We start from the raw sequence: 13162 nt of genomic DNA, 5'->3' as shown, positions 1-13162 counted from the left end.
GTGCGACCGACCAGGTGTTACCACCGGTAACATCGTCGGAGTCTGCTACTGCTTGGTAACCGGTGTCAACGCCGGCGCCGGAACACCCGGCACGGAAGCGAAGGAACAGCGCATGGACCCAGAGCCCCGCCGGGAGCAGCTGCTGAACGCCGCCGACCGGGTCATCCAGCGCGAGGGCCCGGGCGCGAGCATGAACGCCATCGCCGCCGAGGCCGGCATCACCAAGCCGATCCTCTACCGGCACTTCGGCGACCGGAACGGTCTGATCCGGGCCCTGACCGACCGCCACACCGGCGGGCTGCTGGCCGCCGTCCGGGCCGCACTGGCCGAACCGCTGGAACGCCGCGACCGGGTCGAACACGTCCTGGACACCTACCTCGCCGGGATCGAGTCCCGCCCCCAGGTCTACCGGCTGCTCACCCACCCCGAACCCGGCGACCCCAGCGGCGCGGGCAACGCGCTCGCCCCGGCCCTCCGGCAGATCGCCGGGGAGATCACCCGGGCCGTCGCCGGGCAGGTCGACCTCGGCGCCGACCGCGAACTGCTCGCCGAGGTCTGGGGACGGGCGATCACCGGCATGGTGCTGGCGGCCGGCGACTGGTGGCTGGAGTCCCGCCCCTGCTCGCGCACCCGGATGGTCCAGGCCCTCGCCGACCTCCTCTGGGGGCGGCTCGCCGCCGCCGCCGACCTGCCGACCGCCGCCCTGCCCGCCGGACCGGCCCCGACCACGGAGCCGTCGGACCGGCCCGGCGGCTGACCCGCGCTCCGCCCGCCGGCGGCCCTTCCCCCTGGCGCGTTCCGCCCGCCTGCAGCCCCTGTCCCCCTGGCGCGTTCCACTCCGGGGTCCGCCCCGCTCCCTTGTGCGGCGCGGGCCCGGCGGGCATCATCGGGCCCCACCCTCGCCCGCCCCGGAGGTCCCGATGCGCCTGTCCCGCACCGCCGCCGCCCTCCTGACCGCCGCCGCCCTCGCCCTGCCCGCCGTTCCGGCCCAGGCCCAAGCCCCGTCCCGCGCACCGGCGTTCCCCACCGGCACCGCCACCGCCCCGGACGGCCGCACCGACCTCACCGACGCCGTCGGCCGCCGGCTCCAACTGCGCGGCTTCAACCTCGACAAGTACGCCGAGGCCACCGAGCAGGACCTCGGGACGATCGCCGCCCAGGGCTTCACCCTGGTCCGGCTGCCGGTCTCCTGGACCAGGCTGGAGCCGACCCGGGGCCGCCTCGAACCGGCCGAACTGCGGCGGCTGCACCGGCTCCTGGACGCGGCCGACCGCTCCGGCCTGCTCGTCCTGATCGACCTCCACCAGGACGTCTACGGCCCGTACTTCGGCGGCGGCGACCGGGGCATCCCGCCCTGGGCCACCCGCGACGACGGCCTGCCGTTCGAACCCGACCCCGACGACTGGTTCGCCGGCTACTTCCAGCCCGGCGTCCAGGCGGCCTTCCGGCACCTCTACGACGACCCCGACCTGCGCGCCTGGCAGGCCGACTTCTACACCCGGCTGGCCCGCGAACTGCGCGGCCACCGCTCGCTGCTGGGCTACGACCTGTTCAACGAGCCGTTCGGCCCGGTGGACGGCGACCCGGCCGACCCGGAGGTGCTCGCCCGCGCCGCCGCCGAGCTGGAACAGGGCCGGCTGGCCGCCATGTACCGGCGGCTGATCGCCGCCGTGCGCCGGGCCGACACCCGCGCCTGGCTGTTCGTCGAACCGACCGTCCTGGTCGGCCAGGGCGTCCCCACCCGGCTGCCCGGCTTCACCGACCCCCGCCCCGGCGCGCCCCGGCTCGGCTACGCGCCGCACTTCTACGACACCGCCGTCGAGTCCGGCGCCGACTGGGACCCGGCCGGCGGCTTCGTCGAGCGCTACACCGCCGCGATCACCGCCTACCCGACCGCCCGCCGGCTGCCGGTCCTGGTCGGCGAGTGGGGCCCGCCGAACCCCCGCACGCCCGGCAACACCCTGCTGGTCCGCCGCCAGGTCGAGGCGATGGACGGCTTCGCGGGCGGCTGGACGATGTGGTACTGGTGCCGGGGCGACGGCGGCTACTGCGCGCTCGACCCGGCCGGCCGGCCCGCCCCGGGCGAGGAGCCGGCCTTCGGCCCGTACCCGGTCGCGACCGCCGGCACCGGCGCCCGCACCGGCTCGGACGGCGCCCGGCACACCGTCCGCTGGAACGCCGACGGCACCGGCCGGAGCACCGAACTCGCCCTGCCGGCCGCCGCGTTCCCCACCGGCGTGCGGGTCACCGCGCACCCCGCCGGCGCCCTGGTCGAGGTCGAGCAGCCGAGCGGCGACCGGGCCGGCCACGCCCGGATCCGGCTGCCGCACGCCGCCCCGGGCACTCCGGTCACCGTCGTCCTCGAACCCCGCTGAACACCGAGCACCGCTGAACGCCGAGCACCGCTGAACGCCGACGCCCGGTGAACACCGAGCACCGCTGAGCCCCGACGCCCACCCGGCGACGCGCACCGCGCCGCCGGGCCGGCGTCCCCGCCGGGAACAGGCCTTACAGCAGCCCGCGCCGGGCCAGCAGCGGGGCGGTCTCCGGGTCGCGCCCGACCACCGCGCGGAAGGAGTCCAGCGCGTCCCGGCTGTCGCCGCGCGCCAGCAGCTCGCGCCGGAACACCTCGCCGCTCTCGCGCACGCTCCGCCCGCCGTCCTTGAACCACTCCACCGTGTCGGCGTCCAGGACCTCCGACCAGATGTACGCGTAGTAGCCCGCGCTGTACCCGCCGGCGAAGATGTGCCCGAAGTACGTGGTCCGGTAGCGCGGCGGGACCGCCGCCACCGCCAGCCCGGCCTTCGCCAGCGCCGCCGCCTCGAACTCCTCGGCGTCCGCCACCCGCCGGCCCTCCGGCAGGGTGTGCCAGGCCCAGTCCAGCAGCGCCGCCGCCAGGTACTCGACCGTCCGGAAGCCCTGCCCGAAGGACTCCGCCGCCTCGATCCGCCCCACCAGCTCGGCCGGCAGCGGCTCGCCGGTCACGTGGTGCCGGGCGTAGTTGGCCAGGACCTCCGGCCACACCATCCACATCTCGTTCACCTGGGACGGGAACTCCACGAAGTCCCGCGGCACGGCGGTGCCCGCGAAGTACGGGAAGCGCACGTCCGAGAACAGCCCGTGCAGCGCGTGGCCGAACTCGTGGAACAGCGTCCGCACCTCGTCCCAGGACAGCAGCACCGGCTCACCCGGCGCCGGCTTGGCGATGTTCAGGTTGTTGTAGACCACCGGCCGCTGCCCCAACAGCCCGGACTGGGTGACCAGTTCGTCCATCCAGGCACCGCCGCGCTTGGACGCCCGGGCATGGAAGTCGCCGAGGAACAGGCCGAGCGCGGTGCCGTCCGCGTCGAACACCTCGAACACCCGCACATCGGGGTGGTAGCCGACCAGGTCGGGACGCTCGGTGAAGCTCACCCCGTAGGCGAGGCCGGCGGCGAAGAAGACGCCGTCCCGCAGCACCCGCTCCAGCTCGAAGTACGGGCGCAGCGCCGCCGCGTCCACCTGGTACGAGGTCTGCCTGACCTGCTCCGAGTAGTACGCCCAGTCGTGCGCGGCGATCTCCTCGACACCGTCCGCGGCGGCGACCTTGGCCAGCTCGGCGGCCTCCCGGCGGGCGTTGGCCACGGCCGGCGGCACCAGCCGGGCGAGCAGGGCGTCCACCGCCTCCACGGTGCCGGCCGTCTCGTCGGCCACCACATAGGCGGCGTGGGTGTCGTACCCGAGCAGGCGGGCCCGCTCGGCACGCAGCGCGGACATCCGGATCGCCAGCGGGCCGTTGGTCCCGGCGGCCCGGCCGAGCGAGGCGGTGAGCAGCCGCTCGCGCACCGAGCGGTCGGTGAGCGAGGCCAGCTCGGTCTGGTTGGAGAAGTTCTTCAGGCTGAGCACATAGCTGCCGTCGTGCCCGAGCGCGCGGCCGTTCTCGGCGGCGGCCGCGATCGCGTCCGGGGACAGGCCGGCCAGCTGCTCGGCGGAGTCCAGCACCAGCGCGCGGGCCTGCGAGTCGGCCGACACGTTCTGGCGGAACTCCGAGGCGGCGGCGGCCAGTTCGGTGTTGATCGCGCGCAGCCGGGCCTGCTGCCCGGCGCCCAGCCGGGCCCCCGCCCGGACGAACGCGGTGTACCGGCGCTCCAGCAGCCGCAGCGACTCCGGGTCCAGGTCGAGCTCGGCGCGGCGGGCGTGCAGCTCCTCGACCCGGGCGAACAGCGCGGCGTCCAGGTGGATCGCGTCCCGGTGCGCGGCCAGCCGGGGGCTGATCTCCGCGTCGATCCGGTCGACCTCTGGAGTGGTGTCGGCGGAGGAATGGTTGTCGAAGACCCCGCGGACCCGGCGCAGCAGCATCCCCGAGCGCTCCAGCGCGACCAGGGTGTTCTCAACGGTCGCCGGCGCCGGATCGGCGGTGATCGCGGCGATCTCGGCCAGCTGCTCGGCCATCCCGCGCTCGAAGGCGGGCAGGTAGTGCTCCGGCCGGATCTCGGCGAACGGCGGCAGCTCGTAGGCCAGGGTGCTGGCCCTGAAGAACGGGTTCTCGGTCATTCCGCCGACCTTACGCCGTGTCATCGGCGCTGCCTACGCCTCCTCCCGGCCACCGGCGCGCGCGGGAGGCGGGCGCCCCCGGCCCTGCCGCCGAACGGCGCGGCTCCGGTTGTCGTACCCTCCCGCTACCGTCGGCACCGACCGGCCGTACGCCCCCGGACGGTCCCCGTCCGCACGAGAGGAGGAGCCCCGTGGCACCCAGGATCGCCCTCGCCCCCGACCCGCACGGCCCCGGCGGCCGGCTCCAGCCGCTCGACGACGCGGGCACCCCGCTCGGCCCGCCCGTCGCCGTACCCGACCTCGCCGCCGCCGTCGCCGGGCGGGAGGCCGCCGAGCACCCGCGCTGGGTGTGGGCCGCCGCCGACTCCGGCTACCAGCCGCTGCTCCCCCGGCTGCCCGGCCGGCTCGCCCGCTGCCACGACCTGCGGCTGGTCGAGGCGCTGCTGCTCGCCCACGAGGGCCGGTTCGGCGCCCCGCGGTCGCTGGGCGCCGCCTGGGCCCGGCTGCGCGGCCTGCCGGTGCCCGCCGACCTGCCCGAGCCCGGCTCCGCGGAGGCCGACGACGGCCAGGACACCCTGTTCGCCCCCGACCGGCTCCAGCTGCCGCCCGGCACCGACCCGCTGGCCGCCGTGGTCGCCGTCCACGCCGAGCAGCAGCGCCGACTGGCGGCTGTCGAAGGCCCGGAGGCCCGGGGCCGCTACCGGCTGCTGCTGGCCGCCGAGTCGGCGGGCGCGCTGGCCGCCGCCGAGATGGGCCACGACGGCCTGCCCTGGCGGACGGACGTGCACGACCGGCTGCTCACCGAGCTGCTCGGCCCCCGCCCGACCGTCGCCGGCGCGCAGCCGCGCGTGCTCGTCGAGCTGACGGCCGAACTCCGGGAGGCGCTCGGCGGCCGGGTGTTCAACCCCGACTCGCACGCCCAGGTGCTGCGCGCCTTCGCCGAAGCCGGCATCCAGCTCGGCTCCACCCGCTCCTGGGAGCTGCAGCGGATCGACCACCCGGCGGCCCGGCTGCTGATCCGCTACAAGGAGCTGTCCCGGCTCCATGTGGCGCACGGCTGGGCCTGGCAGGACGCCTGGGTGCGCGACGGCCGGTTCCGCCCCGAGTACGTGGTCGGCGGCGTGGTCTCCGGCCGCTGGGCCAGCCGCGGCGGCGGCGCGCTGCAGATCCCGCGCATCCTGCGCCGCGCCGTGGTCGCCGACCCGGGCCGGCTGCTGGTCGTCGCCGACGCCGCCCAGTTGGAGCCGCGGGTCCTCGCCGCGCTCTCCCAGGACGCCGGGCTGGCCCGCACCGCGGCCGGCGGCGACCTCTACGAGGCACTCGCCGCCTCCGCCTTCCAGGGCGACCGCGACAAGGCCAAGCTCGGCCTGCTCGGCGCCATGTACGGCCAGACCAGCGGCGACATCGGCCCGCTGCTGGCGACCCTGCGCAGCCGCTACCCGGCCGCGATGGGCTACGTCGAGGCGGCGGCCCGCACCGGCGAGGACGGCGGCGTGGTGGCCTCCCGGCTGGGCCGCCCGTGTCCGCCCGCCTCGGCCGACTTCCTCGACCTGACCGAGGCGGGCGAGGCCGGCGGCGAGGAGGGCGGGCGCCGGGCCCGCTCCCGGGGCCGGTTCACCCGCAACTTCGTCATCCAGGCCAGTGCCGCCGACTGGGCGCTGGCGCTGCTGGCCGGGCTGCGCCGCCGGCTGGCCGAGCTTCCGGTGGCCTCGGCGGCGGACCGTCCGCACCTGGTGTTCTTCCAGCACGACGAGGTGATGGTGCACACCCCGGCCAATCTGGCGGACGAGGTGGCGGCGGCGGTCGACGCCGCGGCGGACGAGGCCCGCCGGCTGGTCTTCGGCGAGACCCCGGTCCGCTTCCCGATGAGCACCGCCGTGGTGGAGTGCTACGCCGACGCCAAGTAGCCGCCGCCGTCTCCTCCACCGCCACTGCCGCTGCCGCAGCCGCAGCAGCCGCTCACAGCTTGCGGAAGCCGCGCGCCTCCTCGGCGGCGGCGACCACCTCGGCCAACGCGGCCCCGGTCGAGGCGGTCACCGCGGCGGCGACCGCGCCCTCCACGAACGGCGCGTCGACCAGCACGACCCCGGGCCGGGGCTCGTCCTCCAGCACGGTCAGCGCCGTCAGCACCGAGCTTCCGAGGTCCGGCAGCACCACGGCCCCCGCCCCGGAGTCCGCCGCCACCACGGCCCGGGCGATCAGCTCGTAGCTGCTGCCGAGCCCGCCGTCCTCGGTACCGGCCGCCACCACGACCCGCACCTCCGCCGAGGCGAGTTCCCCCAGCAGTTCCCTCAGCCCCCCGGCCAGCGCGGCGCTGTGCGAGACCAGGACGATGCCCACGTGTCCACTCATGCCCCGACCCTAGAACCCCTCAGGCGTCCGGCAGTTACTCCATTCGGGTGAGGCCGCGACCGGCGGGACAGTTCCGGGGTCCTGGCCGCCCGTCCGGCGTAGCGTCGGACCAGCACCGTCGGCCGAGGGGAGCGCGAACACCGTGAAGAAGCTCATCAACACCGCGGAAACCGTCCTGGAGGACGCGCTGGCCGGAGTGGCCGCCGCCCATCCGGAGCTGGCGGTGGACCTCGCCGCCCGGGTGATCACCCGGGCGGTGCGGCCACCGGCCCCCAAGGTGGCCCTGGTGTCCGGCGGCGGGTCCGGGCACGAGCCGCTGCACGGCGGCTTCGTCGGCCCCGGCATGCTGGACGCGGCCTGCCCCGGCGAGGTCTTCACCTCTCCCGTCCCGGACCAGGTGCTGGCCGCCGCCGAGGCCGTCGACTCCGGCGCCGGCGTGGTGTTCGTGGTCAAGAACTACACCGGTGACGTGATGAACTTCGAGCTCGCCGCGGAGCTGGCCGCCGAGCGGGGCATCGAGGTCCGCACCGTGCTGGTCAACGACGACGTCGCGGTGGAGGACTCCACCTGGACGGCCGGCCGGCGCGGCACCGGCGCGACGGTGGCGGTGGAGAAGATCGCGGGCGCGCTGGCCGAGCGCGGCGCGCCGCTGGACGCGGTGGCCGCCCTCGGCGAGCGGGTGAACGCCGCCTCCCGTTCGTTCGCGATCGCGCTGACCGGGGCGACCGTCCCGGCGGCGGGCCGGCCCGGCTTCGAGCTGGCCGAGGACGAGATCGAGGTCGGCGTCGGCATCCACGGCGAGCCCGGCCGCCGCCGGGAGAAGCTCCGCCCGGCCCGCGAACTGGTCGCCGAGGTGGTGTCGACGATCCTCACCGATCACCACCTGACCGCCGGGGACGAGGTGATCGCCCTGGTCAACGGGCTGGGCGGGACGCCGCTGCTGGAGCTGTACATCGTGTTCGGGGAGGTCACCGCCCGGCTGGCCGAGCACGGCATCACGGTGGCCCGCAGCCTGGTCGGCAACTATGTGACCAGCCTGGACATGGCGGGCTTCTCGCTCACCCTCACCAAGGCCGACGCGCAGTTGCTGGAGCTGTGGGACGCCCCGGCGGACACCCCGGCCCTCAAGCGCGCCTGAACCGCCCGCCACCACCTGCCCCCGAAGGAGCCAGCAGCATGGACGTCGACACCCGTCTCGCCGAGGACTGGGTCCGCGCGATCGCCGCGGCGGTCGAGCGGGAGCACGAGCGGCTCACCGAGCTGGACTCGGCGATCGGCGACGGCGACCACGGCAGCAATCTGCGACGCGGCTTCGCCGCCGTCCTGGCCGCCCTGGACAGCCCCGACCCCGCCCCGGACAGCCCGGACAGCCCCGACAGCCCGGCCGGGCCCGCACCCGACGGCGGCCCCGGCGCACTGCTGACCAGGACCGGCAGCACCCTGATCTCCAAGGTCGGCGGCGCCTCCGGCCCGCTCTACGGCAAGGCCTTCCGCGCGATCGGCGCCGCACTGCCGCCGCCCGGCCGGCCCGGCGCCGACGCGGCCGGACTGGGCGAGGCGCTGGCCGCCGGGCTGCGGGCGGTCCGGGACCTCGGCCGGGCCGCGCCGGGGGACAAGACCGTCGTGGACGCCTGGACGCCCGCCCTGGACGCCTACCGGGAGGCGGTGGCCGCCGGGGCCGGGCTGCCGGAGGCCACCGCGGCGGCGGCCGGGGGCGCCGAGCGGGGCGCCCTGGACACCGTGCCGCTGCAGGCCCGCAAGGGCCGCGCCTCCTACCTCGGCCCGCGCAGCGTCGGCCACCAGGACCCGGGCGCCGCCTCCACCGCCCTGCTCTTCCGCGCCCTGGCCGAAGCCACCGCCGCCCGCGCGGCCGCCCGCGGCGGGTCCTGACCCCAGCAGTGCGTCCGGACCCCTCGGGGCGCGGACAGGAGTGCTTTCGGCCCCCTACGAATGCGTCCAGGCCGGGTCGGTGCGGGCGACGAGCAGCAGCAGCGCGTCGTCCCGCAGCTCGCCCCCGGTGTGCGCCAGCAGGTCGGCGTAGACCCGGCCGACGGCCGCTTCGAGTTCGGCGGCCGAGCGGGCCGCGCCGCGCACCAGCGGCCCGACCCGCTCCGCCAGCGGGTAGAACCCGCCGTCGTCCCGGTGCCTGGCCTCGACCACGCCGTCGGTGCACAGCACCAGCACGTCCTCGGTCCCGAACTCCTGGCCCCAGGTGCTCGGCTCGCCGAAGGCCAGCCGGCCGAGGCCGAGCGGCACCCAGGGGTCGGGCGCGTCCAGCACGTGCGCCAGGCCGTCCTGGTCGACCCGGATCGGCGGGACGTGCCCGCACTGGAGCAGCTCGACCGCGCCGGGCCGGCGGAACTCGGCGAACAACGCGGTGGTGAACTCACCGTCCGGCACGTGCCGCTCCACGCTGGCCTCGATCCTGGCCGCCACCCCGCGCAACCCCGCCTCGTCGTACGCGGCCTCGCGGAAGGCGCCGAGCACCACGGCGGCGGTCTGTACCGCGCCGAGCCCCTTGCCGCGCACGTCGCCGACCACGATCCGGGTGCCGTGCGGGGTCTCCAGGACGGAGTAGAGGTCGCCGCCGATCCTGGAGGCGTCGGCGGCGGAGACGTACCGGACGGCGAGGCGCAGCGGCCCGACGACCGGGCCGGGCAGCCGCAGCAGGGCCCGCTGCGCGGCCTCCGCGACGGAGCTGACCGCGGCGAAGGCGGCGGCCCGGCGCATCCTGATCCTGGCGACCCAGGCGGAGAAGACGGTGAGCAGCAGGTAGCTGATCATCGCGCCCCAGAGGAAGCGGGCGTCGTTGACGGTGTCGACCTCGTCGTGGTGGCTGAGGCCGAAGACGGCGAGCAGGCCGAGCGCGCAGACGCCGAGCAGTTCGAGCGGCCGCAGGGTGAGCGCGGCGATGCTGGGGACGACGGTCATCAGGGGCGCCAGGTAGCGGTCCCGGCCGGAGAGGAGGTCCGCGAGCCCGACCAGCACGATCGCGATCAGGGCGGGTGCGGCCCGGCGCCAGAACGGGATGTCGAGCAGGTCGACGGCGAGCAGCGCGCCGCGCCGCCGGGCCGCCGGCTGCCCGGCGCCGGTCGGGTCGAACGGCGACTGGGCTCGACGGATCGGGAACACATATCGAACATAACGGACGATCAGCCCGCCCACCCGCGCACCGCCGATCGCGGGCGCTCCCCCGGACGTGGACGCACCCCCGGACGCGAGCGCCGTCACTCCACGGACTGTGCCAAAAGGTACCAAAGCACCTAGTCCGTCATACAGTGCGACGAAAGCGGATCACACAAGGGAGCCCTCACCGGTGTCCGGACACCGCAACACCCCCCGCCTCTCCGCCCCGTCCGTCCGCCCCTCGGCCCGCCCCGCCCAGTGGCCCCGGATCCTGCTCGGCGGACTGCTGCTGTGGATCGCGACCGTCGCCGTCACCGTCCTCACCGGCAACAGCAATCTGGTGCCGACGATCGTCCTGCTCGGCAGCTTCCTCGTCCCGGTCACCGTGGCGACCCGGGCGTACGAACGCCACGCCACCGGCCTCGGCGCCGACCGGATCCTCGGCTGCTTCGGTGTCGGCGGCCTCATCGGCGTACTCGGCGCCTCCGTCCTGGAGACCTGCCTGCCCTCCCCTTCGGCCTGGACCCACCTCGGCGTCGGCCTGATCGAGGAAGCGGCCAAGCTGACCGCGCTGGTCCTGGTGAGCCGTCGGCTGCGGGTGAGTGGCCTGCGGCACGGCCTGGTACTGGGAGCCACCGTCGGTGCCGGCTTCGCCGCCTTCGAGAGCGCCGGATACGCCTTCAACGCCGTACTCACCACCGCCGGGCTCTCGCTGCGCAGCCTGGTGGAGACCGAGATCCTGCGCGGCGTCCTGGCGCCGGTCGGGCACATCCTGTGGACGGCGCTGCTCGGCGGCATGCTGTTCCGCGAGCGGCGCGGCGGCCGGTTCCGCCTCACCCCGCCGGTCCTGCTGACCTACCTGGGCGTCTCGACGCTGCACGCGCTCTGGGACTCGATGAGTGGCATCGCGGTCTGGCTGGTGGCCCGGAGCACCTCCGCCGACTGGCAGCGCGCCCTGTTCGAGCTCGGCCGGCTGCCGAGCCCGACCACCGAGCAGGTCCATCTCTACACCCTGTACGACACGGCCGGGCTGGTCCTGGTCGCGCTCGGCGGACTGTCCTGGCTGCACCTGCTGGTCCGCGGCGACCGGCAGTCCCCGATCCCGGCCCAGCTCCGCTCCGCCCCGGCCTGAGCCCCCGCCGCCGCGCACCGGACCACCGGGCCGCCGGACCACCGCGCCGCCGCAGCGCCGCGCCGCCGCACCACCGGGATCTCCGGGACCATCCGGACCACCGGGACCGGACCGACACCCACTGGAGTCCAGAACTCCGGAACTCCGGACGACTCTCGAACGACTTCCTGGAAGGCTCCGGGGCCGCATCCCGAATCCGCCCACGCCACGGCGCGGATTTCGAGCACAGCGTGCCCGGACGCCTACGCTCTGCTCTCGGAACGTGGTCCGGACCGCCCGAACGGCAGCCGGAATGCGATCCACGGCACAAATTCCGTACTCCCATGGAATACCCCGTGGGGGTATGGTGTTACCAAGAGCAGGGCCCGGGCGTACGCTCGCGCCCGTACCGAACTTCGCGGAGGCCCCGATGTCCAGCACCATCACCTACACCGTGACCGGCATGAGCTGCGGACACTGCGAGAACTCGGTGAGCAAGGAGCTCGCCGGCCTCGCCGGGGTGACGGAGGTCTCCGCCGACGCCAAGGCCGGTACCGTCACCGTCTCCACCAGCGACCGGCTGGACGACGAGCTGGTCCGCGCCGCCGTCGACGAGGCCGGCTACGAGCTGGTCGGCCGCTCCGCCTGAGAGAGCCCCCCTCGCGCGGCGGAGGCCCCGGCGACCCCGCCCTCCGCCGCGTCCTTTTCAAGGAGCTGATCAGCACATGAGCACCTCCACCCCGGGCTCCACCTCCCCGGACGCGACGGGCGCCATAGCCGGCCCGGCGGGACCGACCGCCGTCCGCGAGCGCGTCGAACTCTCGATCGGCGGCATGACCTGCGCCGCCTGCGCCGCCCGGATCGAGAAGAAGCTCAACCGGATGGACGGCGTCGAGGCCACCGTCAACTACGCCACCGAGAAGGCCAGAGTCGACTTCGGGCCGGACGTGAGCGTGGCCGACCTCATCGCCACCGTCGAGAACACCGGCTACACCGCCGAACTCCCGCCCCCGCCCGTGCCCGCCGCCCCGGCCGAGGCGCCCATCGGGGCCGCCGGGGCCACCGGGGCCACCACCGGCACCGGGTCGGCCGACCCCCTGCTCGACCGGCTGCTCGTCAGCGCCGTGCTCAGCCTGCCGGTGGTCCTGTGGTCGATGGTCCCGGCACTCCAGTTCACCAACTGGCAGTGGCTGGCCTTCGCCCTCACCGGCCCCGTCGTGGTGTACGGCGGCCTGCCGTTCCACCGGGCCGCGTGGACCAACCTCAAGCACGGCGCCGCGACCATGGACACCCTGGTCTCGCTCGGCACCCTGGCCGCCTTCGGCTGGTCCTTCTGGGCGCTCTTCTGGGGCGACGCCGGCATGCCCGGGATGCGGCACGAGTTCTCCCTCTCGGTCGGCGACACCGACGCCTCGTCCATGCTCTACCTGGAGACGGCCGCCGCCGTCACCGTGCTGATCCTGCTCGGCCGCTATCTGGAGGCCCGTTCCAAGCGCCGTGCCGGGGCCGCGCTGCACGCCCTGCTGGACCTCGGCGCGAAGGACGTCGCCGTGCTCCAGGGGGGCCGCGAGGTCCGGCTGCCGGTCGACCGGCTGACCGTCGGCGACCGGTTCGTGGTCCGTCCCGGGGAGAAGATCGCCACCGACGGCGTGGTGGTCGAGGGTGCCTCCGCCGTCGACGCCTCGATGCTGACCGGCGAGTCCGTACCGGTCGAGGTCGCCGTCGGCGACACCGTCACCGGCGCCACCGTGAACGCCGGCGGCCGGCTCGTGGTGGAGGCCACCCGGGTCGGCGCGCAGACCCGGCTCGCCCGGATGGCCCAACTGGTCGAGGACGCCCAGAACGGCAAGGCCGCCGCCCAGCGGCTCGCCGACCGGATCTCCGCCGTCTTCGTACCGGTGGTCATCCTGATCGCGCTCGGCACCCTGACCGCCTGGCTGCTGGCCACCGACAGCGCGACCGAGGCGTTCACCGCGGCCGTGGCGGTGCTGATCATCGCCTGCCCGTGCGCCCTCGGCCTCGCCACCCCGACCGCCCTGA

The 13162-nt window shown here is 75.5% G+C and carries 11 protein-coding genes; 8 read left to right on the top strand and 3 right to left on the bottom strand.

The annotated features are described in order from the left end of the window. Nucleotides 1–112: 112 nt before the first annotated feature. Both SM793_RS32550 and SM793_RS32545 read left to right on the top strand, forming a co-directional pair. Complete coding sequence (locus SM793_RS32550; protein ID WP_320441930.1) at nucleotides 113–757, top strand: TetR/AcrR family transcriptional regulator; 645 nt, start codon at nucleotides 113–115, stop codon at nucleotides 755–757. A gap of 163 nt (nucleotides 758–920) precedes the next feature. Beyond that, nucleotides 921–2375, top strand: coding sequence for a cellulase family glycosylhydrolase (locus SM793_RS32545; protein WP_320441929.1), 1455 nt, complete (start codon nucleotides 921–923; stop codon nucleotides 2373–2375). A 133-nt stretch (nucleotides 2376–2508) separates the two neighbouring features. Here the strand turns inward: SM793_RS32545 and SM793_RS32540 are convergent, their stop codons facing one another. After that, entirely contained in the window at nucleotides 2509–4533 is a 2025-nt protein-coding gene (locus tag SM793_RS32540) for a M3 family metallopeptidase (RefSeq protein ID WP_320441928.1), read from the bottom strand. A 191-nt stretch (nucleotides 4534–4724) separates the two neighbouring features. On the opposite strand from SM793_RS32540, the gene SM793_RS32535 reads away from it, so the two are divergent. Continuing rightward, nucleotides 4725–6440, top strand: a complete 1716-nt coding sequence (locus SM793_RS32535) for a bifunctional 3'-5' exonuclease/DNA polymerase (RefSeq protein WP_320441927.1) — start codon at nucleotides 4725–4727, stop codon at nucleotides 6438–6440. 52 nt (nucleotides 6441–6492) lie between these two features. Here the strand turns inward: SM793_RS32535 and dhaM are convergent, their stop codons facing one another. Beyond that, nucleotides 6493–6885 (bottom strand): dihydroxyacetone kinase phosphoryl donor subunit DhaM, encoded by a 393-nt coding sequence (dhaM, locus tag SM793_RS32530; RefSeq protein WP_320441926.1) that lies wholly within the window; start codon nucleotides 6883–6885, stop codon nucleotides 6493–6495. Between the two features lie 142 nt (nucleotides 6886–7027). Between dhaM and dhaK the strand changes: the two genes are divergently transcribed. After that, on the top strand, nucleotides 7028–8023 hold the full coding sequence (gene dhaK / locus SM793_RS32525; RefSeq protein ID WP_320441925.1) for a dihydroxyacetone kinase subunit DhaK: 996 nt from the start codon (nucleotides 7028–7030) through the stop codon (nucleotides 8021–8023). A gap of 38 nt (nucleotides 8024–8061) precedes the next feature. Further along, on the top strand, nucleotides 8062–8775 hold the full coding sequence (gene dhaL, locus SM793_RS32520) for a dihydroxyacetone kinase subunit DhaL (protein ID WP_320441924.1): 714 nt from the start codon (nucleotides 8062–8064) through the stop codon (nucleotides 8773–8775). Between the two features lie 54 nt (nucleotides 8776–8829). On the opposite strand, the gene SM793_RS32515 is transcribed toward dhaL, so the two are convergent. Then, complete coding sequence (locus SM793_RS32515; RefSeq protein WP_320441923.1) at nucleotides 8830–10017, bottom strand: PP2C family protein-serine/threonine phosphatase; 1188 nt, start codon at nucleotides 10015–10017, stop codon at nucleotides 8830–8832. Between the two features lie 184 nt (nucleotides 10018–10201). Between SM793_RS32515 and SM793_RS32510 the strand changes: the two genes are divergently transcribed. The 3 genes from SM793_RS32510 to SM793_RS32500 all read left to right on the top strand — a co-directional run. Further along, complete coding sequence (locus tag SM793_RS32510) at nucleotides 10202–11143, top strand: PrsW family glutamic-type intramembrane protease (protein WP_320441922.1); 942 nt, start codon at nucleotides 10202–10204, stop codon at nucleotides 11141–11143. Between the two features lie 409 nt (nucleotides 11144–11552). After that, nucleotides 11553–11771 (top strand): heavy-metal-associated domain-containing protein, encoded by a 219-nt coding sequence (locus SM793_RS32505; protein ID WP_320441921.1) that lies wholly within the window; start codon nucleotides 11553–11555, stop codon nucleotides 11769–11771. 76 nt (nucleotides 11772–11847) lie between these two features. Then, a partial coding sequence (locus SM793_RS32500; RefSeq protein ID WP_320441920.1) for a heavy metal translocating P-type ATPase occupies nucleotides 11848–13162 on the top strand: 1315 nt, incomplete at its 3' end.

Origin of the sequence: Kitasatospora purpeofusca, assembly GCF_034043715.1 — a bacterium.
GTDB lineage: Bacteria > Actinomycetota > Actinomycetes > Streptomycetales > Streptomycetaceae > Kitasatospora > Kitasatospora purpeofusca_A.
Note: the sequence above shows the minus strand (reverse complement) of the source record. Positions and strands in the feature narration are given on the sequence as shown.

Excerpts from the sequence above, each read along its gene's own strand:
- dhaM (WP_320441926.1), bottom strand. The coding sequence starts at position 6,885 with ATGAGTGGACACGTGGGCATCGTCCTGGTCTCGCACAGCGCCGCGCTG.
- SM793_RS32540 (WP_320441928.1), bottom strand. The coding sequence starts at position 4,533 with ATGACCGAGAACCCGTTCTTCAGGGCCAGCACCCTGGCCTACGAGCTG.
- SM793_RS32550 (WP_320441930.1), top strand. The coding sequence starts at position 113 with ATGGACCCAGAGCCCCGCCGGGAGCAGCTGCTGAACGCCGCCGACCGG.
- dhaL (WP_320441924.1), top strand. The coding sequence starts at position 8,062 with ATGGACGTCGACACCCGTCTCGCCGAGGACTGGGTCCGCGCGATCGCC.
- SM793_RS32545 (WP_320441929.1), top strand. The coding sequence starts at position 921 with ATGCGCCTGTCCCGCACCGCCGCCGCCCTCCTGACCGCCGCCGCCCTC.
- SM793_RS32505 (WP_320441921.1), top strand. The coding sequence starts at position 11,553 with ATGTCCAGCACCATCACCTACACCGTGACCGGCATGAGCTGCGGACAC.